Annotated in this window: 17 protein-coding genes; 11 read left to right on the plus strand and 6 right to left on the minus strand. The window is 70.6% G+C overall.

Features of this window, described 5'->3' with window-relative positions; genetic code table 11:
* Nucleotides 1-75 precede the first annotated feature (75 nt).
* Nucleotides 76-2,655, plus strand: a complete 2,580-nt coding sequence (locus EV279_RS09030) for an ATP-dependent Clp protease ATP-binding subunit (protein ID WP_133542745.1) — start codon at nt 76-78, stop codon at nt 2,653-2,655.
* A gap of 212 nt (nt 2,656-2,867) precedes the next feature.
* Here EV279_RS09030 and EV279_RS09035 read toward each other — a convergent pair whose 3' ends face one another.
* Complete coding sequence (locus EV279_RS09035; protein WP_133542747.1) at nt 2,868-3,590, minus strand: DUF72 domain-containing protein; 723 nt, start codon at nt 3,588-3,590, stop codon at nt 2,868-2,870.
* A gap of 74 nt (nt 3,591-3,664) precedes the next feature.
* The gene (locus tag EV279_RS09040) at nt 3,665-4,924 is read right to left on the minus strand and encodes an endonuclease/exonuclease/phosphatase family protein (protein WP_133542749.1); all 1,260 of its coding nucleotides are present in this window, start codon (nt 4,922-4,924) and stop codon (nt 3,665-3,667) included.
* Nucleotides 4,925-5,140: 216 nt separating this feature from the next.
* Between EV279_RS09040 and EV279_RS09045 the strand changes: the two genes are divergently transcribed.
* From EV279_RS09045 to EV279_RS09075, 7 genes are all read left to right on the plus strand, one after another.
* Entirely contained in the window at nt 5,141-5,881 is a 741-nt protein-coding gene (locus EV279_RS09045; RefSeq protein ID WP_243728506.1) for a DUF1684 domain-containing protein, read from the plus strand.
* A 71-nt stretch (nt 5,882-5,952) separates the two neighbouring features.
* Nucleotides 5,953-7,488 (plus strand): ABC transporter substrate-binding protein, encoded by a 1,536-nt coding sequence (locus EV279_RS09050; RefSeq protein WP_133542751.1) that lies wholly within the window; start codon nt 5,953-5,955, stop codon nt 7,486-7,488.
* A 26-nt stretch (nt 7,489-7,514) separates the two neighbouring features.
* On the plus strand, nt 7,515-8,462 hold the full coding sequence (locus EV279_RS09055) for an ABC transporter permease (RefSeq protein WP_243728507.1): 948 nt from the start codon (nt 7,515-7,517) through the stop codon (nt 8,460-8,462).
* Nucleotides 8,459-9,328, plus strand: coding sequence for an ABC transporter permease (locus EV279_RS09060; RefSeq protein WP_133542755.1), 870 nt, complete (start codon nt 8,459-8,461; stop codon nt 9,326-9,328). The genes EV279_RS09055 and EV279_RS09060 overlap by 4 nt, the downstream gene beginning before the upstream one ends.
* Nucleotides 9,325-10,170, plus strand: coding sequence for an ABC transporter ATP-binding protein (locus EV279_RS09065; protein WP_208109505.1), 846 nt, complete (start codon nt 9,325-9,327; stop codon nt 10,168-10,170). The genes EV279_RS09060 and EV279_RS09065 overlap by 4 nt, the downstream gene beginning before the upstream one ends.
* Nucleotides 10,167-10,952, plus strand: a complete 786-nt coding sequence (locus tag EV279_RS09070) for an ATP-binding cassette domain-containing protein (protein ID WP_243728508.1) — start codon at nt 10,167-10,169, stop codon at nt 10,950-10,952. Before EV279_RS09065 ends, EV279_RS09070 begins: the two co-directional genes overlap by 4 nt.
* A gap of 109 nt (nt 10,953-11,061) precedes the next feature.
* The gene (locus EV279_RS09075; RefSeq protein ID WP_133542757.1) at nt 11,062-12,594 is read left to right on the plus strand and encodes an ATP-dependent DNA ligase; all 1,533 of its coding nucleotides are present in this window, start codon (nt 11,062-11,064) and stop codon (nt 12,592-12,594) included.
* 62 nt (nt 12,595-12,656) lie between these two features.
* Here the strand turns inward: EV279_RS09075 and EV279_RS09080 are convergent, their stop codons facing one another.
* On the minus strand, nt 12,657-14,117 hold the full coding sequence (locus EV279_RS09080; RefSeq protein ID WP_133542759.1) for an MFS transporter: 1,461 nt from the start codon (nt 14,115-14,117) through the stop codon (nt 12,657-12,659).
* 229 nt (nt 14,118-14,346) lie between these two features.
* On the opposite strand from EV279_RS09080, the gene EV279_RS09085 reads away from it, so the two are divergent.
* On the plus strand, nt 14,347-15,369 hold the full coding sequence (locus EV279_RS09085; protein WP_133542761.1) for a 1-aminocyclopropane-1-carboxylate deaminase: 1,023 nt from the start codon (nt 14,347-14,349) through the stop codon (nt 15,367-15,369).
* Between the two features lie 81 nt (nt 15,370-15,450).
* The gene (locus EV279_RS09090) at nt 15,451-15,831 is read left to right on the plus strand and encodes a hypothetical protein (RefSeq protein WP_208109506.1); all 381 of its coding nucleotides are present in this window, start codon (nt 15,451-15,453) and stop codon (nt 15,829-15,831) included.
* Nucleotides 15,832-15,968: 137 nt separating this feature from the next.
* Here the strand turns inward: EV279_RS09090 and EV279_RS09095 are convergent, their stop codons facing one another.
* Nucleotides 15,969-17,261 (minus strand): DUF4921 family protein, encoded by a 1,293-nt coding sequence (locus tag EV279_RS09095; RefSeq protein ID WP_133542764.1) that lies wholly within the window; start codon nt 17,259-17,261, stop codon nt 15,969-15,971.
* A gap of 14 nt (nt 17,262-17,275) precedes the next feature.
* On the opposite strand from EV279_RS09095, the gene EV279_RS09100 reads away from it, so the two are divergent.
* A complete protein-coding gene (locus EV279_RS09100; protein ID WP_133542766.1) occupies nt 17,276-17,968 on the plus strand; it encodes an NAD-dependent deacylase in 693 nt (230 codons plus the stop codon).
* Nucleotides 17,969-18,150: 182 nt separating this feature from the next.
* On the opposite strand, the gene EV279_RS09105 is transcribed toward EV279_RS09100, so the two are convergent.
* Together EV279_RS09105 and EV279_RS09110 are read right to left on the minus strand one after the other, a co-directional pair.
* On the minus strand, nt 18,151-19,491 hold the full coding sequence (locus tag EV279_RS09105) for an MFS transporter (protein WP_243728509.1): 1,341 nt from the start codon (nt 19,489-19,491) through the stop codon (nt 18,151-18,153).
* Nucleotides 19,492-19,689: 198 nt separating this feature from the next.
* The gene (locus EV279_RS09110; RefSeq protein WP_133542769.1) at nt 19,690-20,550 is read right to left on the minus strand and encodes an NYN domain-containing protein; all 861 of its coding nucleotides are present in this window, start codon (nt 20,548-20,550) and stop codon (nt 19,690-19,692) included.
* Nucleotides 20,551-20,552 lie beyond the last annotated feature (2 nt).

The raw sequence follows: 20,552 nt of genomic DNA on the forward strand, positions 1-20,552 counted from the left end.
CCGTGCCGTTGAACTTGATACGGGTCGACTCAAGTCGGTCCGGACCTCGATCACTTTCACGAAGGACGGACGGGAATGCCCGAAGACTTCACCCCCTTGCCCGGCGACGCCGACGGCGCCGGCTCGTTCGACGAGTTCCTCGCCCGCTATCTCGCGGGGGAGCGCGCGCGGGCCGAGCGGTCCATCGACCTCACCCGGTTCCTCAGCGCACGCACGCAGGACGCGCTGCAGCGCGCAGGCCGCTTCGCGCTCGAGCGCGGCCAGAGCGAGCTGGACGCCCTTCACCTGCTGCGCGTCCTGATCGACGAGGACCCGGCGCAGGACGCCGTGCGGCGCATCGGCGCAGACCCGCGCGCGATCGCGCGCGCCGCCGAGGAGCGGCTTCCCGCGGCCTCCGCCGCGCAGCAGGCCGACGGCGCCGTCGTGACGCCGTCTGTCACCCGGGCGCTGTTCCACGCGTACCAGGTCGCGCGCTCGTCCGGCTCGACCTACATCGACCCCGAGCACCTCTTCTTCGCGCTCGTGCTCGCGCAGGACACCCCGGCGGGACGCATCCTCGCCGGCGCCGGCGTCACGGCCGAGGCGCTGACCGAGGGCGTGCGCGAGACGGTGAGGCCCGCGGGAGCGCCCACGACGGACGCGACCGCGCAGGACACCGAGACGCCCATGCTCGACAGGTTCGGCACCGACCTCACGGCTCTCGCCGCGGACGGCCGGCTCGATCCCGTCATCGGACGCGCCGACGAGATCGAGCAGACGATCGAGATCCTGAGCCGCCGCACGAAGAACAACCCCGTCCTCGTCGGCGAGGCGGGCGTCGGCAAGACGGCGATCGTCGAGGGCCTCGCGCAGGCGATCGTCGACGGAGGCGTGCCCGAGCAGCTGATCGGCAAGCGGGTCGTCTCGCTCGACCTCGCCGGCATGCTCGCCGGCACCCGCTACCGCGGAGACTTCGAGGAGCGCCTGACCAAGACGATGGACGAGGTCGCGTCGCTCGCGGGCTCCGTCATCCTCTTCCTCGACGAGGTGCACACCGTCGCCGGGGCCGGCGGAGGGGGAGAGGGCGCGATGGATGCCGGCAACATCCTGAAGCCCCGCCTCGCCCGCGGCGAGCTGCACCTGGTCGGCGCGACGACGCTCAAGGAGTACCGCGCGATCGAGAAGGCTCCGGCGCTGGAGCGCCGCTTCCAGCCGGTCCGGGTCGGCGAGCCGTCGATCGAGGACGCCGTGCTGATCCTGCACGGACTCAAGCCCGCGTACGAGGAGCACCACGGCGTGGTGTTCACGGATGCCGCGCTTCGCGCCGCCGTCGAGCTCAGCGACCGGTACCTGACCGAGCGCGTGCTGCCCGACAAGGCCATCGACCTGATCGACCAGGCCGGCGCGCGGCTGCGCCTCAAGCTGGGCGCGATGGTCGATGTGACCGCGCTGCTCGAGCATCTGGCGAACCTGGAGGCGGACAAGAACGCCGCGGTGTCGGCGGAGCGTTACGAGGAGGCCTCGCGCATCCGCGACCGGATCGCCGAGGTGCAGGCGAAGCTCGACGAGGCGACGTCGCGTCCTTCGACAGGCTCGGGAATCGCTGGGGGAGCGGGCGATGGAACCGCCGTCGTCGACGAGCCGGAGATCGCGGCCGTCATCAGCCGGGCCACCGGCATCCCGGTCAACCGCCTGACCGAGACCGAGCGCGAGCGCCTGGCCTCGCTCGAGAGCGAGCTGCACGCGCGCGTCATCGGGCAGGAGGACGCTGTGACCGCCGTCGCGAAGGCGGTGCGCCGCAACCGCACGGGCATGGGCGACAGCCGTCGTCCGGTCGGCTCGTTCCTCTTCCTCGGCCCCACCGGCGTCGGCAAGACCGAGCTCGCCAAGTCGCTCGCGCAGTCGCTGTTCGACGACGACTCGGCCGTGATCCGGTTCGACATGAGCGAGTTCGGCGAGCGGCACACGGTGTCGCGGCTCGTCGGCGCCCCTCCCGGATACGTGGGCTACGACGAGGCCGGCCAGCTCACGGAGCGGGTGCGCCGCAACCCGTACGCCGTCGTGCTCTTCGACGAGATCGAGAAGGCCCACCCCGACGTCTTCAACCTGCTGCTGCAGGTGCTCGACGACGGGCGGCTGACCGATGGTCAGGGCCGCACGGTGGACTTCCGGAACACGGTCGTGATCATGACCTCCAACCTGGGTTCGGAGTTCCTCGCGTCGCGCGGCGGAGCGATCGGCTTCCTGGCGGACGGCGGCGGATCCACGGGATTCGGCTCGGAGAAGGACCTGCGCGACCGCGTGTTCGGCAAGCTCCGCGAGGCGATGCGCCCCGAGTTCCTCAACCGCATCGACGAGATCGTGCTCTTCCGCAAGCTCGACAAGGCGCAGCTGCGCGACATCGTGCGGCTCGTGCTCGACCAGACGGCGGCGCGGCTCGCGAAGCGCGAGGTCGTCCTGCATGTCACCGACGCGGCGATCGACTGGCTCGCCGAGCACGGCTACGAGCCCGAGTACGGCGCCCGGCCGCTTCGCCGCCTCGTGCAGCGCGAGGTCGACGACCGCATCGCCGAGCTCTTCGTCGCGGGTGAGCTCGTGGACGGTGGAGCCGTGAACGTGGATGCCGCCGGCCCCGAGCTCCTCGTGCAGGCGGAGGCTCTCGCCGCCGCCGCGTAATCCGCCCCGTTCGGTTGGGGGCGCCCACCTCGGGCCGCTGCCGAAACCACGCTCTGGCGCCCGAACCCACACCCCGGCTCACCCCGGACGTGTGGGTTCGGGCGTCGTTGGGTGGGTTCGGTGCAGGGGCCGGGTCGGCCGGCGTTTACCCGCGGCGCTATGCGGGTGGGCCGATGCACGAGCCGCAAGATGCCGGCGGCGCCCTCGGCGCGTCAGGCGTGCAGCATCCGCTTCAGGGTGCGCGCGTTGCGGACGGCGTTGCCGCCGCCGTCGTTGTTGAAGTAGCCGTACACCTCGTGGCCCGCGCGTTCCCACTCGCGGATGCGCTCGGCCCACCATGCCATGTCGTCGTCGGAGTACGAGCCGCCGTACAGGTGCTCCGCGTCCGGCCCGTGCCACCGCACGTACACGAGTCCGGACGTCGCCCGCAGGATGCACGGGAGCTTCGCGCCGCTCATGACGCAGTAGGCCGCGCCGTGGCGTTCGAGGAGGGCGAAGACCGCGTCATCCGTCCACGAATCGTGCCGGAACTCCACGACCGGTCGCGTCCAGTCCGGCAGGGCGCCGAGGAACCAGTCCAGCCGCGCGTCGTCGCGCGCCATCGTCGGCGGCAGCTGGATGATGAGCGGCCCGCGCTTGCCGCGCAGCTCGTGCAGCCCGGACGTCACCCGCTCGATCCACTGCTCCGGCTCGTGCAGGCGGCGTGCGTGGGTGAGACCGCGGGGCGCCTTGACCGTCATCTCGAAGCCCTCGGGCAGCTTCTGCCGCCAGGCGGCGAAGCGCGCCGGCGGAGGCCACCGGTAGAAGCTCGCGTTCAGCTCCACCGTGTCGAACTCCCGCTGGTAGATCTCGAGCCAGCGGGCCTGCGGCGCGCTCGCGTAGAGCGCGCCCCGCCAGTGCGGGTAGCTCCATCCGGACGTGCCGATGCGCACCATGCTCCCATCGTGCGCACCGCCGCGCTTCTCCTCGACGGGCTTGCCGACGTGGAGGGGTTCGGGCTAAGCGGGACTCACCGCCCCACGCGGGGCACCTGCAGGTCGACCCACACGAGCCGGTGGTCGCTGCTCGGGAACGGGAAGGTCCCCGTGAGCGCCGAGAGCGGGTCGGTCGACAGCGGCCAGAAGACCCCGGCGTCGACGACCGAGAGCTTGGTGGACGGAAGGACGTAGTCGGCGCGGAGGTTGCCGGGGGCGGTGTCGGCGAAGTCCGCGGTGTCGTAGGCGGGATCGCCCCGGTGGGTGAGGTTCGCCCCGCCCTGGAGGATGGATGCCTCGGGGCCGCCCGCCGACGCCGGCTTCGGGTCGGTGATCCGCCGGTTGTCGAGCAGCTGCGTGATCGCGGCATCCACCGAGTCCCCGTCGAAGGGGTCGGCGTTCTGGTCGCCCAGGATGACGAACGAGTCGGCGGGGCTGAGGCCTCCGCGCCGGCCCTCGTCGTCGTAGATGTAGCGGCCCTGGCCAGGCGAGATGTAGTCGGCCCAGAACCGGATCTCGTCGTGGTTGCGCCGACCGTTGCGGTCTTCGGGCCCGTCGAAGGTCGGCGGGGTCGGATGGGAGGCGAGGATGTGCACGGTCTGACCTCCCACCTGTACGGGCACGTCCCAGTGCGACTTGCTCGAAAGGCGGAAGACCTCGAGCTCTTCCGGGGAGTACCAGTCGGCGGGTGCGGCGGTGGCGGGGTCGTCGGGGAGCAGGGCGCCCGGCATGTCCTTCCACAGGAAGCTCTGGAACGTGCGCACCTCGTCGACGTCGATCGGGAGCTTCGAGAGCACGACCATGCCGTACTGCCCGGGGAAAGCGCCGAAGCCGAACGCGTCGTCGCCGCCCCCGATGACGCCGTTGTTGTTGAGGTCGAAGCCGCTCGGCTCGCCGGTATTCGACGGTGCGACGAACGCGTACGGGAACTCGATCGGGTCGGCGCCGCCCTGCGCCACCTCGAGGTAGTTGTCGCGGAACAGGTCGACTGCCGCGCCGCCGCCGACGTAGTCGAACTCGTTGAGGAGGATGACGTCGGGATCGGCGCGCTGGATGATCTCGGCGACGGTGCGAGCCTGCGCGTCGTCGCCGGTCGACAGGTCATCGACGAGCTCTCCTTCGACCGCCCGGTTGAGCGAGAGGTTGAAGGTGGCGACGCGGATGGGCTCGGCCTGGACGGGGCGTCCGGTGTACTCGGCGGCGCCGGCGGGAGCCGCGAGGATGGCTGCGCCGACGACGAGGGCGCCCCCGGCGACGACGGCGGCGGCGGGGCGGATCCGGTGGGGGAGAGACATCCTGCTCCTTCGTTGGCGACAGTGCGTGACGAACCAGGTCCACGCTATGCGCGGGGAGAGACGCCGTGGGGAACAGAACATGAGGATGCTCTCACCCGGGCAGTCACGGGCGCTCGGCGGCCCTGTCGTGCGCACAATGCGCGACACGCCCGGGCGAAGTGAAACAGATCGAAACGGAATTTCCGCCTGCCGCTCGCCATTTGATCTGCTGTGAGTGTGAGTACGACGACCGCAGGAACCCGGCACGAGGAATGGATCGCGGCCCGCCGCAGCTACGTGACGGCGCCGCAGGGGCCGCTCTCGCTGGTGCTCACCTCCTGGTCGCCCGCCGGCGCACCGCCGGTCGATGAGGTCGAGGCCCGCGAGGGCCACCCGGACGACGCGGTCTTCACACGCCTGCGCCGCGACGACCTCGAGACCGGCCTGCCCCAGGAGGGCTACCGCATCTGGCGGCAGGACTCGCCCGCCCAGCAGGCGTTCGAGGGGATCGAGTACTACGACTACGACCCCTCCTGGATCCTCGAGGGGCGCTTCGAGCTCGTCGACGAGGAGCGCGTCATCCCCTTCGAGCACATCAAGGATGCCGGCGCGACGCGCGGGCTGCCCGTCTCCGGCGACCTCGTCTTCGAGGTCGACGGCACGGAGTACCGCCTGAACGCGTTCGACACGGACCACGGCGGCACGTGGAAGCTCCAGCTCGTCTTCGGCGATCGCACCAACGGCGTCGAGAGCTACGGCGCGGGGCGCTTCCTCTTCCTCGAGCACCCGGGCGCCGACCGCGCGCTGGCGCCGGGCGACAGCATCCCGATCACCATCGACTTCAACCGCGCGATCGTGCCGCCCTGCGGGTTCTCCAACCAGATGAACTGCCCGCTCCCGCCGCTGCAGAACCGCCTGCCGTTCGCGCTCCGTGCCGGCGAGAAGCGCGTGCGATACGCCGACGGCTTCTCGCTCTGACCACAGACCTCTCGCCGCGGATCACAGCACCCGCATCCGCATCGCCCTGCCCACCGAATGAAGGACCTGACGTGACCGCACGCCATCGTCGTACCCGAATCCCCGCCGCGATCGCCGCGGCAGCCGCCGGACTCCTGCTCCTGGCCGGCTGCGCGAGCGGTGGCGCGCCGGCCTCGTCCGCCTCCGCAGCGGGCGCGGCCGACCCCGATGCCGAGATCATCGTCGGCTCGCAGAACGAGCCGACGAACCTCGACCAGATCTTCGGCGGCAGCTCCGGCGTCACAGAGGTGTTCACCGGCAACGTCTACGAGGGTCTGTTCAAGATCACGGACGACGCGACGGTCGAGCCGCTGCTGGCCGCCGACACGAAGGTGTCGGACGACGGCCTCGTCTACACGTTCACGCTTCAGGACGACGCGACGTTCCACTCGGGCGCGCCCGTCGACGCCGAGGCGGTCAAGTACAGCCTCGAGCGCTTCATCAGCGAGGACTCCATCGCCGCGCGCAAGCGGCAGCTGAGCGTCATCGACCGCGTCGACGTCGTCGACGACAAGACCGTCGCGGTGACGCTGAAGCAGCCCTCGATCAGCTTCACCTACAACCTCGGCTATGTCTGGATCGTCAACCCCGCTGCGGGCGACCTCACTGCCAACGAGGACGGCAGCGGGCCGTACGCGCTCGCCGACTACCGCAAGGGCGACTCGATCACGCTCGAGGTGAACGACGGCTACTGGGGCGACGAGCCCGCCAACGGCGGCGTCGTGTACCAGTACTACGCCGACCCGACCGCTCTCAACAACGCGCTCCTGACGGGTGCCATCGATCTCGTCACGAGCCAGTCGAACCCGGACAGCCTCGCGGAGTTCGAGTCGGCCGGCTTCCAGATCATCGAGGGCACCTCGACGACAAAGGAGCTGCTCGCCTTCAACGACCGCATCGAGCCGTTCTCGAACGTCGCCGTCCGCAAGGCCCTCTACTCCGCGATCGACCGCGAGAAGCTCCTCGACGCCATCTGGGACGGTCGTGGGCAGCTCATCGGCTCGATGGTGCCGCCGTCGGAGCCGTGGTACCTCGACCTCGCCGACAACAACCCGTACGACCCGAAGGTCTCGGAGCAGCTGCTCACCGACGCGGGGTACCCCGACGGCTTCGAGTTCACGCTCGAGACCCCGGACTCCGGCGTGCACTCGACCGTCGCGGAGTTCGTGAAGTCCGAGCTCGCGAAGGTCGGCGTCACCGTGAACATCGACGTCATCACCGACGACGAGTGGTACCAGAAGGTGTACACCGACAAGGACTTCGAGGCGACGCTCCAGGGCCACGTCAACGACCGCGACATCAACTTCTACGGCAACCCCGACTTCTACTGGGGCTACGACAACCCCGACGTGCAGAAGTGGCTCGCCGACTCGGAGGCCGCGGCATCCACCGATGAGCAGACCGAGCTCGTGAAGAAGGCGAACCAGCAGATCTCGGACGACGCGGCGAGCATCTGGCTGTACCTGAACCCGCAGCTGCGCATCGCGGCCGAGGGCATCAGCGGCGTGCCGCAGAACGGCCTGAACTCGCTGTTCTACGTGTACGGCATCGAGAAGGCGGCGTCATAGGCGCGTATCTGATCCGACGGACAGGGTTGTTGCTGCTGGCGTTCGCGCTGGCGGCGACGATCCTGTTCGTCGTGCTGCGCGTGCTCGGCAATCCCGTCTACGCGCTCATCTCGGTCGGGGCGACGGATGCCGACATCGCGGCGGCGGCGGCACGCCTGGGCGTGGATCGGCCCCTCTGGGAGCAGTACGGCGACTACCTCGCCCAGCTCGTGACGCTCGACCTCGGCGAATCGTTCACGAACAGCCTCCCGGTCGGCGACGAGATCCTCCGCCGTCTCAACGTGACGCTGCCGCTCACGATCCTGTCGTTCCTCCTCGCCGTCGCGATCGCCGTGCCCGTCGGATTCTTCGCCGCCTGGAAGTCGCGCACGTGGTACGGCGCGACCTTCTCCGCGCTGTCGCAGCTGGGTGGCGCGATCCCGGTGTTCTGGGTCGGCATCCTGCTCGTCGCGGTGCTGTCGCTGGGCTGGCGGCTCTTCCCCGCGGGCGGGTTCCCGCGCACGGACTGGGACGACCCCGGGCGGGCCCTCTACTCGCTGACCCTGCCCGTCGTCACGATCGCACTCGTCGCCGGAAGCGACCTCGCGCGGTACGTGCGCAGTGCCACGCTCGACATCCTCGGCCAGCAGTACATGCGCGCCGCGCGCGCGACCGGCCAGAGCTTCGGCTCGGCGCTGTGGCGCCACGGCGTGCGCAACGCCGTCGTGCCGGTCGTCTCGATCCTCGCGATCATGCTCTCGACGACCTTCGTGGGCGCCGTCGTGATCGAGCGCGTGTACGCCCTCCCGGGCCTCGGCGACATGCTGCTCGTCGGCATCAAGGAGCAGGACTTCCCGAGCGTGCAGGGGGTGCTGCTCGTCTCGACGGCGCTCGTGCTGCTGCTGGGCTTCGCCGCCGACATCGTGCAGCGCCTCATCGACCCGCGTCTGCGCGACTCGCTGTCGGGCAACCGCCGCGCGAGGGCCGCCGCATGACCGCCACGATCCCCGCGGCGGCCGTCGAAGCGCCGGGCCGCCGCAGGCCGCGCACGCGCCGCTCGATCAACCTCCTCGTGGGGTCCGTGCTGTTCGGCGTCATCCTCGCCGTGGCCCTCGTCTCCTTCTTCTGGACGCCCTTCGGACTCGAGGACACGACGGGCGATCGCCTCCTGCCGCCGTCGGCCGAGCACTGGGCGGGCACCGACCGGCTGGGACGCGACCTGTTCTCGCAGCTCATGGTCGGCGCGCGCCTCGCAATGGTCGTGGGCTTCGGCTCGGTTCTCATCGCTGCGGTGCTCGGCGTGACCTTCGGCATCGGCGCGGCCGTCGCGGGCCGCTGGGTGGACGACGCCATCTCGAGCCTCCTCGACATCGCGATCGCCTTCCCGACGCTCCTCCTCGCGATGCTCATCGTGGCGTGGCGTGGCGCGTCGCTCGAATCGGCGATCCTGGCCATCGGCCTCGCGGGGTCCGCCGTCATCGCGCGCCTCACCCGCGTGACCGCGACCCGCGTGCTCGCGCAGGACTTCGTCACGGCGTCGCGCACGTCGGGCACCGGGCGTCTGCGTCTTCTCGGCATCCACGTCCTTCCCAACGTCTGGCCCACCCTCGTCGTGCCGCTCGCGCTGCAGTTCGGCGGCGCCGTCGTGGCCGAGGCATCCCTGTCGTACCTGGGACTCGGGTCACCGCCTCCCAACGCGTCGTGGGGACGGATGCTGCAGGAGGCCCAGAGCACGGTGCTCGTCTCCCCGGCAGCGGCGATCCTGCCCGGGGTCCTGCTCGTCGCGACGATCATCGGCATGAATCTGCTCGCCGACGGCCTGCGGGACGTCGCCGACCCGACCTCCCGGAGCATCCGATGAGTGGGCTCCTGACGCTCGAGGACCTCGGCGTGACGATCGACGGCGCCGAGCAGCGTGACCTCGTCGAGGCCGTGTCGTTCGCCCTCGAACCGGGCGAGCGTCTGGGGATCATCGGCGAATCCGGGTCGGGCAAATCGGTGACGGCCCTCGCGATCCTCGGGCTGCTCGCCTATCCCCTGGAGGCCCGGGGGAGCGCCGTGCTCTCGACCGACGGGGGTTCGGTGGAGGTCGTCGGCGCGTCCCAGCGGCGGCTGGACCGCGTGCGCGGCTCCGTCGTGAGCGCCGTGTTCCAGGAGCCGCTCGCGTCGCTCGACCCGCTCATGCGGGTGGGCAAGCAGCTCGCGTGGCCGCTCAGGCAGCACCTCGGCCTCCGCGGCGATGCGCTGCGGCGCGCCGTGCTCGACGCGCTCGCGGATGTGCAGCTGTCCGATCCGGAGCGGATCGCCCGCTCGTACATCCACGAGATCTCGGGCGGTCAGCGGCAGCGCGTCGCGATCGCGCTCGCCCTCGCGGGCGACCCGCGGCTGCTCATCGCCGACGAGCCCACGACGGCCCTCGACGTCACCGTCCAGGCCGGCGTGCTCGACCTGCTGCAGCGCGAGGTGAGCGAGCGCGGCATGTCGCTCATCTTCATCAGCCACGACCTTCCGGTCGTGTCGGAGGTCGCCGACCGCGTGCTCGTCATGCGGCACGGGCGGCAGGTGGAGCTCGCCGAGACGCCGCGGCTGCTGGCTGCGCCGGAGCATCCGTACTCGCGGACGCTGGTCGAGGCATCCCGGGAGCTGGATGCCTTCCTGCCCCCGTCGACGGGACGCGCCCGCCGGACGGAGGGGGACCGATGAGCGGCGAGGCGATGACCCCTCCGCCGTTGCTCGCCGCCGAGGGCGTGGGGTTCCACTACCGGCACGGGGCCCCCGTGCTGCACGACGTCGGCCTCGCGATCGCGCCGGGCGAGAGCGTGGGCCTCGTCGGCGAGTCGGGCGCGGGGAAGACGACGCTCCTGCGTCTGCTGCTCGGGCTCGACGAGCCGACGAGCGGCCGCATCCTGTTCGACGGCCGGCCGCTGTCGCAGGCGGACCGTGCCGGGATGCGCGCGTTCCGCCGCGCAGTGCAGCCGGTCTTTCAGGACCCGTTCTCCTCGCTCGACCCGCGGATGACGGTGGGCGACTCCATCGCAGAGCCGCTGCGTTCGCTGCGCATTCCCGGTGGGCGCGCCGAGCGGGCCGCGCGCGTCGCCGAGCTGCTGCGGGCCGTCGACCTGCCGGCCGATGCCGCCGGCAGCTACCCCGATGCCTTCTCCGGCGGGCAGCGGCAGCGCATCGCGATCGCCCGGGCCCTCGCGCCCGAGCCCGCGCTCCTCCTCGCGGACGAGCCGGTGAGCGCCCTGGACACATCGGTGCGCATGCTCGTCATCGAGCTCTTCGTGCGCCTCGCCCGCGAGCGGGGCATCGGCATGCTGCTCGTCTCGCACGACCTCACCATCGTGTCGGCGCTGTGCGCCCGCATGACGGTGCTCGAAGGCGGCCGCATCGTGGAGGAGGGCCCGACCGGGTCGGTGCTGTCCGACCCGCACCACCACTACACGCAGCGCCTGCTGTCGTCGGTGCCGCGCCTCCCGGGCTGACCCCCGCGCAAGACCCTCCGGATGCCGGGTGGGGTCCGACATAACTCGTTCTACAGCCCCGCACTCGCAGCCCCGCGCCGGTGTCCCCTGTGGGTGGCAGAATTCGTGGATGCTGTTGACCGCCGTCGTCGAGACCGCCGAGGCGGTCGGGGCCACCCGCTCGCGCCTGGCCAAGATCGACGCCCTCGCGGCGCTGCTGCGGCAGCTCGAACCGGAGGAGATCCCGATCGCCGTCGGGTTCCTGACGGCGAGCCCGCGGCAGGGCCGCATCGGCGTGGGCTGGCGCAGCCTCTCATCTGTCGACGCCGACCACGCGGCCGAGCCGACGCTCACGATCGAAGAGGTCGACGAGGCGCTGGACACGCTGGCCGAGGCGTCCGGAGCCGGTTCGGTCGCCGTCCGCGGGGGTGCGCTCCGGGATCTCGCCTCGCGCGCGACACCGGCCGAGTGGGAGTTCCTGACCCGGGTGATCCTCGGCGAGCTGCGCACGGGTGCGCTCGAGGGGGTGCTGCTCGACGCGATCGCGCGGGCCTCCGACCGCGACGCAGCCGTGGTCCGGCGGGCCGCGATGCTGTCGGGCGACCTCGGCCAGACCGCGCGTCTCGCGCTCACGGGTCGTGCGGATGAGCTGGCGGCGATCGGCCTCGAGGTCGGACGCGCCGTGCTGCCGATGCTCGCCTCGACGGCGTCGACGGTGACCGAGGCGGTCGGATCGGTGGGCGAGGCATCCGTCGAGTACAAGCTCGACGGCGCGCGCATCCAAGTGCACCGATACGGCGACGACGTGCGGATCTTCACGCGGAATCTCGCCGACATCACGGATCGCCTGCCCGAGGTGGTCGAGGTCGTGAGGGGGATGCCGGTGCACGCCGTCATCCTCGACGGCGAGACGCTCGCGCTCGATGAGAACGACGCGCCTCGCCCGTTCCAGGACACCATGTCGCGCTTCGGCGCGGGCCTCCAGCGGGCACAGGGGCCGGACTTCACGGTGCTGCACCCGTGGTTCTTCGACGTTCTGCATGTGGACGGTCGCGACCTGCTCGACGAGCCGCTGCGGGTTCGACGCGAGGAACTCGGGCGCATCGCGCCCGACCACCGGATCCCGGGCGAGGTCACAGGCGATCCCGCGGTCGCCGAGCGTCTCACGGCGGAGGCGCTCGACGCGGGGCACGAGGGCGTCGTCGTCAAGGCGATCGAGTCGACGTATGCCGCGGGGCGCCGCGGTTCGAGCTGGATCAAGGTCAAGCCGGTCCATACGTTCGATCTCGTCGTCCTCGCCGCCGAGTGGGGCTACGGTCGCCGCACCGGGTGGTTGTCGAATCTGCATCTGGGTGCGCTCGACGCGACGGGCGAGTTCGGCGGGGGCTTCGTCATGGTCGGCAAGACCTTCAAGGGGCTGACCGATGCGCTCCTGGCCTGGCAGACGGACCGCTTCCAGGAGCTCGCCGTGCGCGAGACGCCCGGCACGGTGTGGCTTCCGCCCGAGATCGTCGTCGAGATCGCGATCGACGGCGTCCAGCGCTCGCCCCGGTACCCCGGCGGACTGGCGCTGCGCTTCGCCCGCGTCAAGCGCTACCGCGACGACAAGCGGCCCGAGGAGGCCGACACCATCCAGACGCTGCGACGGATGCTGCGCGGGTGACGCGCGCGGGCGGTCAGCCGCCGCCCGACCTCACCCCGGCACGCCGGAGCACCCGAGTCGCGTCAGCCCGCGGCATCCGTTCCGTCGTCGCCGGACGCCACGGTCTCGCGCTCGCCCGCCTGCTCGTGCTCCTCGATCCGTACGGGCGGGATGAACGCACACGCGACGAGCATGATCAGGGCGGAGACCGCCACCCCGACGAAGACGGCGATCGAGCCGGACTGGATGGCGGCGGGGACGTCGGAACCGCCGCCCGACGCGATGAGCGCATTCGCGATCGCGCCGAAGACGGCGACCCCGACGGCGCTCCCCACGGAGCGAGCGAGCATGTTCGTGCCCGACACGACGCCGCGACGGCGCATGTCGACGGAGGACTGCGCCGCGATGAGGCTCGGCGCGGCGACGAGGCCGAGGCCGAGACCGACCACGAAGCAGCCGACCGCCGTGAGGACGATCGACGGAGCGAGCGCGAAGACGACGAGCAGAGCCGCGCCGAGGATCGCGAGGGTGCTTCCGAGCAGGGTCGTCGCCCGGAACCCGATCCTGAGGTAGAAGCGGCCCGCGAGGGCGGCCGACAGGGGCCAGCCGAGGGTGAGCGCCGCGACGGCGAGCCCGGCGGCGAGCGGAACGGCGGCGGTCGTGGCCTGCAGGAAGGTGGGGACGAAGGAGACGAGTCCGATCAGCACGACGCCCACGAGCAGCGCGACGATCGATGTCGACACGACGATGCGGCTCGAGAAGACCCACGGCGCGAGGATCGGGTCCTGGGCGCGCCGCTCGACGAACGCGAAGCCGACGAGCAGGGCTGCCCCGATCCCGAAGGCGGCGAGACTCTGCCACGAAAGCCATCCCCACGCGTTCCCGCCCTCGAGGAGAGCGAGCACGAGAAGCACGAGCGCCGCGGTCAGGAGGACTGCGCCGGCGTAGTCGATGCGCTGCCGATGCCGCTCGAACGGCTGGCGATAGTTGCGCCACAGCATCCACAGGGCGATCAGGCACAGCGGGACGTTGATCCAGAAGATCCAGCGCCAGGAGAGGAACTGGGCGAACAGGCCGCCGATGGTCGGCCCCACGACGGCCGAGACGGCCCACACGCTGGCAAGGTAGCCCTGCGCCTTCGCGCGCTCCCGGACGGTGTAGATGTCGCCCGCGATCGTCATCGCGACGGGCATGATCGCTCCAGCACCCAGGCCCTGGACGGCACGGAAGGCGATCAGGGCCGACATGTCCCACGCCATGGCGCACAGCACCGAGCCGAGGAGGAAGAGCAGAATGCCGGTGTAGATGACCGGTCGACGGCCCACCACATCGCTGAGCTTGGCGTAGACGGGAACGGAGGCAGCCTGCGCGAGCGTGTAGATCGAGAAGAGCCAGGGGAACTGCTCGAACCCGCCGAACTCGCCGACGATCGTCGGCACCGCCGTGGCCAGGATCGTGGAGTCGATCGCGATCAGGAACGTCGACAGCATGAGGGCGAGGAGGATCGGTCCCCGATCCGACCGCAACCCGACGCCGTCCGACATCCGCGCTCCTCGCCCTTCGAAAGTCAACCCACCCAGCCTTCCACGCTCCCATCGCCCCGGGCCCGTGCAGAGGGGGGAAACGTCGCGGATGGGTGCTGCATCGGCGTGTCGCGCCCGGATGGCGGGTCTCGCGGGCGGGCCGCATTTGACGGCGGATGCCCCGGCAGTGTGCAATATATTGCATGGTGGCTGCGGCATCCCACCGATCGTCCCGACCCGAGGAGATGCTATGACTCTCGCCGACTTCCCCCGCCACTCGCTGATGTTCGGCCCGAGCCCGGTCCATCCGCTGAACCGGCTGTCCGACCACCTCGGCGGAGCCCGAGTGTGGGCCAAGCGCGAAGACGTCTCGAGCGGGCTGGCGTTCGGCGGAAACAAGGTGCGCAAGCTCGAGTACCTCGTGCCGGAGGCCCTCGCCCAGGGCGCCGACACACTCGTGTCGATCGGCGGTGTGCAGTCCAATCACACCCGTCAGGTCGCCGCGGTCGCGGCGCACCTCGGGCTGAAGGCCGTGCTGGTGCAGGAGCACTGGGTGAACTGGCCGGATGCCGTGAACGACCGCGTCGGCAACATCCTCCTATCGCGCCTGATGGGGGCCGATGTCCGTCTGTCGCCCGCGGGCTTCGGCATCGGATTCAAGGACTCATGGAAGGACGCGATCGCGGAGGTCGAGGCATCCGGCGGCACGCCGTACGCGATTCCGGCGGGTGCGAGCGACCACCGGCTCGGCGGACTCGGCTTCGCCAACTGGGCGCACGAGGTGAAGGCGCAGGAGGAGCAGCTCGGCGTCTTCTTCGACACGATCGTCGTCTGCACCGTGACCGGCTCGACGCATGCCGGGATGATCGCGGGCTTCGCCGACCTCCTCGAGAACTTCGGCGACCGGCCCCGGCGGGTGCTCGGCATCGACGCGTCCGCCACGATCGCCGAGACGCGGGACCAGGTGGCGCGCATCGCCCGTCGCACCGCCGACCTCGTGGGCGTGGGCCGAGATCTGCGAGACGACGAGATCACCGTGCTCGAGGGTTGGGCCGGCGACGAGTACGGCATCCCGGTGGACTCCACGGACGAGGCGATCTACCTGACGGGGCGCCTCGAGGGCGTCATCCTCGACCCCGTCTACGAGGGCAAGTCGATGGCCGGTCTCATCGACCTCGTGACGTCGGGGGAGATCCCACGGGACTCGAACGTCCTCTACGCCCACCTCGGCGGGCAGCCGGCCCTCAATGCCTACAGCGGCCGGTATCACTAGGTGCTCCCACCGTCGTCTACTCCGGTCGGCCCCGCTCGGCAAGGGGTCGAACCGGACTCCGCCATCCGGTTGAGTAGGACGATGCGCACCGCTGTACGGTGGCTCCTCGCCGCTTCGATGATTCTCGCCGGACTCAGCCACCTGTTCTGGGGCCGAAGGGAGTTCCAGAACCAGGTTCCGGACTGGGCGACGGAGATCGCCCCGATCGACAAGGACGGCATCGTCGTCGCCTCGGGAGCCGTCGAGATGATGCTCGGCGCCGCGCTCGTCGCGCTTCCGAAGGAGCGGCGGCGCATCGGGACGATCCTCGCGGCGTTCTTCGTCGCGGTGTTCCCCGGCAACGTCGACCAGTGGCTCAAGCACCGCGACGGCTTCGGGATGGACACCGACGCCAAGCGCCTCGCGCGGCTGCCGCTCCAGGCGGCGCTGATCGCGGCATCCCTCTGGTCGACGCGCCGCTGAGCCCCCGCGCCGATCGCCTCCTGAGGGCCCGAGATCGCACATCGGGCGCCCGGACCGCAGATCGACGCTGCACCGATCGGCGTGCTCGCTCCTCGATGTGCGATCTCGCCCGCACGCGGCGGCCGGCCGAGGAGAGCTCAGTCGGCGTACCGCAGGCGCGCGTCCTCCGGGCGGCACTCGTCGCCGACGCGGATGCCGTCGGCGATCCGGCCCTCGCGACGCAGCGCCGTCAGATCGGCGACCGCCCTTCGGCGCAGCTCCCAGGGGTCGATGGTGTTGACGTGGATCTTCGTGCCCCCCTCGAACCCCGCGGGGTTCGAGATGCGCCACTTCAGCACGATGCGCCAGGGCATGGGCCACGCCGCGTCCGGCGGGCGGTAGTGCCACTCCTCATTCGTCGGCACGTGCACACCCGTGAGTGCGTGCAGCGCATGCACGAGGTCGGACATCGCGCGGATCTCGGTCGCCGGATGCTCCCAGGGCAGGTTGGCGCGCGAGCGCGAGTAGACCTCGAACGCGGGGTAGCGGTGGCCGACGCCGGCGAACGCGACGGCGCCGTCATTCGCCGCGACGACGAGGCCCTTCTCGACCGAGAGATCGGCGATCGCGTGCTGGTAGAGGCGGCGATCGCCCGCGAGCAGTCGCAGCTCGTGGTCGACCTGCGGCCCGTGGTCGTCGATCGCGACGAGCTGCTTGTGCAGATGCTCGAACGACGCGCCGGCCGGCAGGAGCCAGTTCTGGAACACGGCGACGTAGGCGGCGTGCGGCTGCGCCCGCGCGATCTCGTCGAGCGAGCGCACCGTGAATCCGAAGTACTCGGCGTGCTCGCGCGGAGTGAGGGCGCCCGACGACACGAGCTCGGCATCGGTCGACGCGCCGTCGACGACGTGCCTGCGGGCGACGATGACGTCGTGCGAGCCGCCGACGAGATCGAGCGCGGCCTCCTCGAGGCTCTGGGCGACTCCGGATGCCGCGGCGCGGACGGCCGCGAGGTGCTCGATGTGCTCTCGCCCGGCCGGTTCGCTGAGGTAGTCGCGCGCCCACGCGACGACCGGGCCCGGCTGGCGGAAGCCGTGGTTCTCGCGCCAGTACTCGGCCGAGACGATCTCGAACAGGTTGCCGAAACGCCGGAACTCGGCGGTGGTGTCGAAGAGGGCCGACGCCGGCACGTGGCGCAGCTCGGCGAAGTCGGGACCCACGAGCCGGACCTTCTCGGGCGTCGTCTCGAGATACCGGTCCGCGCAGAAGGCGCACAGGCGCGTGGCCTCGCCCGGCGCAAGGACGCGCGGCTCCTCGCGCATCAGCTCGATCGGACGGTGCGCGCGGCCCGGCACCGTCCAGACGCGGGTGCCGGTGAGCGGGCCGATCTGCTTGACCGTCCCGTCCGGGAGGCGGGTCAGGGGACTCTTCCCGGGCGCGGCGTCGCTCACGCCACAATGGTGCCATGCGCATCGTGGTGCTCACGGGAGCCGGGATCTCGGCCGAGAGCGGCGTCCCGACCTTCCGCGACGCCGACGGCCTGTGGGAGGGTCACCGGGTCGAGGACGTAGCGACGCCGGAGGGTTTCGAGGCGGACCCCGACCTCGTGCTGCGGTTCTACGACGAACGGCGCCGAGGTGTGGCATCCGTCACCCCCAACGCCGCACACGAAGCGCTGGCCCGCCTCGAGCGCGAGATCGGCGACGACCTCCTCGTCGTGACGCAGAACGTCGACGATCTGCATGAGCGGGCGGGCTCGCGCAACCTCGTGCACATGCACGGGGAGCTGCGCCGCGCCCTGTGCCTCTCGTGCGGGGCCCGGCCCGAGTGGACGGGAGACCTTCTCGATCGGCCGCCGTGCCCGGAATGCGGGGAGCGGATGCTGCGCCCCGACGTCGTCTGGTTCGGCGAGCTGCCGTACGACCTCGACCGCATCGAGCGGGCCGTCATCGACTCCGACGTCTTCGTCTCGGTGGGCACGTCGGGCGCGGTGTATCCGGCCGCCGGCTACGTCGCCCTCGCCGCGGCGTTCGGCGCCCGCACGGTGGAGCTGAACCTCGTGCCGAGCGACGCGCTCGTGCCGTTCGACGAGGTGCGCGCGGGTGCCGCGACCGAGGTCGTGCCGGCATGGGTCGACGACGTGCTCTCGGCCCGCTAGCGGCATCCATCACCTTCATTTGCGGCGAACGGCGCCCGGGTCGGTCATTCGACGCAACCGAACGCCGCGCCGCCGGTCCGGTTGCGTCGATTGACAGCTCGCGCCGCGATTCGACGCAACCGAGTGCCGACGGCACCGCCCCGACCTCGCGAGGAGGACGGGGCGGTGTCGGGACGGAGGCGTCAGGCCTTCGCGGCGACCTCATCGGCGGCGAGCTTCTCCTCGTCGAGACGATCCAGGTCGTGCAGCGACGAGCCCTTCGTCTCGCGCATCGAGATCACGGCGACGAGCGTGACCGCTGCCGCGATCGCCAGATACACCGCGACCGGCACGTAGGAGTCGTAGGTCGCCAGCAGCGCGGTCGCGATGATCGGCGCGAGCGAGCCCGCGACGATCGACGTCACCTGGTAGCCGAGCGAGACGCCCGAGTACCGCATGCGCGTCGGGAACATCTCCGACATGATGGCGGGCTGCGGCGCGTACATGAAGGCGTGGATGAAGAGGCCCAGCGAGATCGCCGCGACGATGATCGCCGGATTCCTGGTGTCGAACATCGGGAAGGCGATGAAGCCCCATGCCGCGGCGCCGATCGTGCCGATCAGGTAGACGGGCTTGCGGCCGAGTCGGTCGGTGAGACCGCCGATCAGCGGGATGACGATCGCATGGATGATGTGGGCGATGACCAGGAGACCCAGGATCTCGGCGGTGTCGACCTCGAGAGCGACGGCGAGATAGGTGATCGAGAACGTCACGACGAGGTAGTACATGATGTTCTCGGCGAAGCGCAGCCCCATCGCGGTGATCACGCCGCGCGGGTAGCGCTTGATGACCTCGAGCACGCCGTACCTCGTCGCCTTCGACTGCTCGACCTGCTTCTGCACTTCGAGGAAGATCGGGGCGTCGGTCACCCGTGTGCGGACGTAGTAGCCGATGGCGACGATGACCACCGACAGCCAGAATCCGATCCGCCAGCCCCACGAGAGGAACTGCTCCTCGGTCAGCGTGCGGCTCAGGACGAGCAGCACGACCGTCGCGAGAAGGTTTCCGAGCGGGACGGCTGCCTGCGGCCACGACGCCCAGAACCCGCGCGACTTGTCAGGGGAGTGCTCGGAGACGAGCAGCACGGCGCCGCCCCACTCGCCACCGACCGCGAAGCCCTGCGCGAAGCGCAGCAGCACGAGGAGTGCCGGCGCCCAGTAGCCGATCGCGTCGAAGGTCGGAAGGCACCCCATGAGGAACGTCGCGACTCCGACGAGGATGATGGCGAGCTGCAGCAGCTTCTTGCGGCCGTACTTGTCGCCGAAGTGACCGAACACGATGCCGCCCAGAGGACGTGCGATGAACCCGACGGCGTAGGTGACGAAGGCCGCGATGATAGGCGCGTACGGGTCTTCGGACGGGGGGAACATGATCTTGTTGAAGACGAGCGTGGCCGCCGTGGCGTAGAGGAAGAACTCGTACCACTCGACGACTGTGCCGGCCATCGAGGCCGTGACGACCCGTCGCAGGCTGGACTGCTTCATCGGGGCGTCGGATGTGCGCGGGGATGCCATTGCGCTGGATACCTCCTTGTAGAGCGCTGAGCGCGGCTCGGGGGAAGAGCCGCTCTGCGAGACAGTACATGACAGTCGATTCAGGTTTCAACCCAGCACGCCTTCGCCACGTCCTGCCGCGCAGGGCGCTCGCCGTCGCGAAGCGACCCCGGTGTCACGTGATCGGGGTCAGGTGGGAAGCAGCCTGACCCGGACGATGTTCGTCGACTCGTCGAGGTCGGCGACCGAGGGGTGCGCCTTGACGAAGTCGGAGAACGACCGGTGTCCCAGGGCCTTCTCGCTGAAGGACGGGTCCATGCGCTTCAGCAGATTCTTCACCGCCGACAGGTGCACCCAGTCCTCGTCCGTCCGCTCCTGCTCGAGCCGCAGCGCACGGGCGAGAAGTTCGGCGGAGGGGTCGGGTTCGGCCTTCCTGGTCCGCTTCGCGCGCGAGGGGGCCGCGGCATCCGTCTTCTTCGCCCCTTCGGGCGCCGAAACGCCCGGAAGCGAGTCGTACGAGTCGAACTGGTCGCACGCCGCCGCGAGCGACTTCGCCGTCGATCCCGCGACACCCACGCCGACCACGAAGCGGGCGAGCCGCTTGCAGCGCTGGGCGAGGGGCACGTAGTCGCTGTCTCCGGCCACGATGACGACATGGGTCAGATCGGGGAGGCGGAACATGTCCTCGACGGCATCGACGGCGAGCCGGATGTCGGCGCCGTTCTTGGCGTAGGCCGCCGCGGGGAAGAGCTGGACGAGGTCGACGGCCCGGGCCACGAGCTGGCTGCGGTATTCCGCGTTGACCGGCGAGGACCAGTCGGCGTACGCGCGGGTCAGCACGAGGGTGCCGAAGGATGCCGCGTAGTCGATGATGGCGCCGACGTCCACGGTCGCGGCGGCCAGGCGCTGCGAAACCTCCGGGTCCGTGCGCTCGGTGATGCGCTGACGATCGCGGGAGTAGGCGTTCCGCCCGTGCACCCGGTCGTACCAGGACATCACGATGTTGTCGAAGTCCAGATAGACCGCGACGCGGGGTGTCGAGTCGGGCATGC

This window comes from Microbacterium sp. BK668 (assembly GCF_004362195.1).
Taxonomy (GTDB): Bacteria; Actinomycetota; Actinomycetes; order Actinomycetales; family Microbacteriaceae; genus Microbacterium.

Bases quoted from the DNA above. Each gene is read 5' to 3' on its own strand.
- EV279_RS09030 (WP_133542745.1), top strand. From the start codon at position 76: ATGCCCGAAGACTTCACCCCCTTGCCCGGCGACGCCGACGGCGCCGGC.
- EV279_RS09035 (WP_133542747.1), bottom strand. From the start codon at position 3,590: ATGGTGCGCATCGGCACGTCCGGATGGAGCTACCCGCACTGGCGGGGC.
- EV279_RS09040 (WP_133542749.1), bottom strand. From the start codon at position 4,924: ATGTCTCTCCCCCACCGGATCCGCCCCGCCGCCGCCGTCGTCGCCGGG.
- EV279_RS09060 (WP_133542755.1), top strand. From the start codon at position 8,459: ATGACCGCCACGATCCCCGCGGCGGCCGTCGAAGCGCCGGGCCGCCGC.
- EV279_RS09065 (WP_208109505.1), top strand. From the start codon at position 9,325: ATGAGTGGGCTCCTGACGCTCGAGGACCTCGGCGTGACGATCGACGGC.
- EV279_RS09070 (WP_243728508.1), top strand. From the start codon at position 10,167: ATGAGCGGCGAGGCGATGACCCCTCCGCCGTTGCTCGCCGCCGAGGGC.
- EV279_RS09075 (WP_133542757.1), top strand. From the start codon at position 11,062: ATGCTGTTGACCGCCGTCGTCGAGACCGCCGAGGCGGTCGGGGCCACC.
- EV279_RS09080 (WP_133542759.1), bottom strand. From the start codon at position 14,117: ATGTCGGACGGCGTCGGGTTGCGGTCGGATCGGGGACCGATCCTCCTC.
- EV279_RS09085 (WP_133542761.1), top strand. From the start codon at position 14,347: ATGACTCTCGCCGACTTCCCCCGCCACTCGCTGATGTTCGGCCCGAGC.
- EV279_RS09090 (WP_208109506.1), top strand. From the start codon at position 15,451: ATGCGCACCGCTGTACGGTGGCTCCTCGCCGCTTCGATGATTCTCGCC.
- EV279_RS09100 (WP_133542766.1), top strand. From the start codon at position 17,276: ATGCGCATCGTGGTGCTCACGGGAGCCGGGATCTCGGCCGAGAGCGGC.
- EV279_RS09105 (WP_243728509.1), bottom strand. From the start codon at position 19,491: ATGAAGCAGTCCAGCCTGCGACGGGTCGTCACGGCCTCGATGGCCGGC.
- EV279_RS09110 (WP_133542769.1), bottom strand. From the start codon at position 20,550: ATGCCCGACTCGACACCCCGCGTCGCGGTCTATCTGGACTTCGACAAC.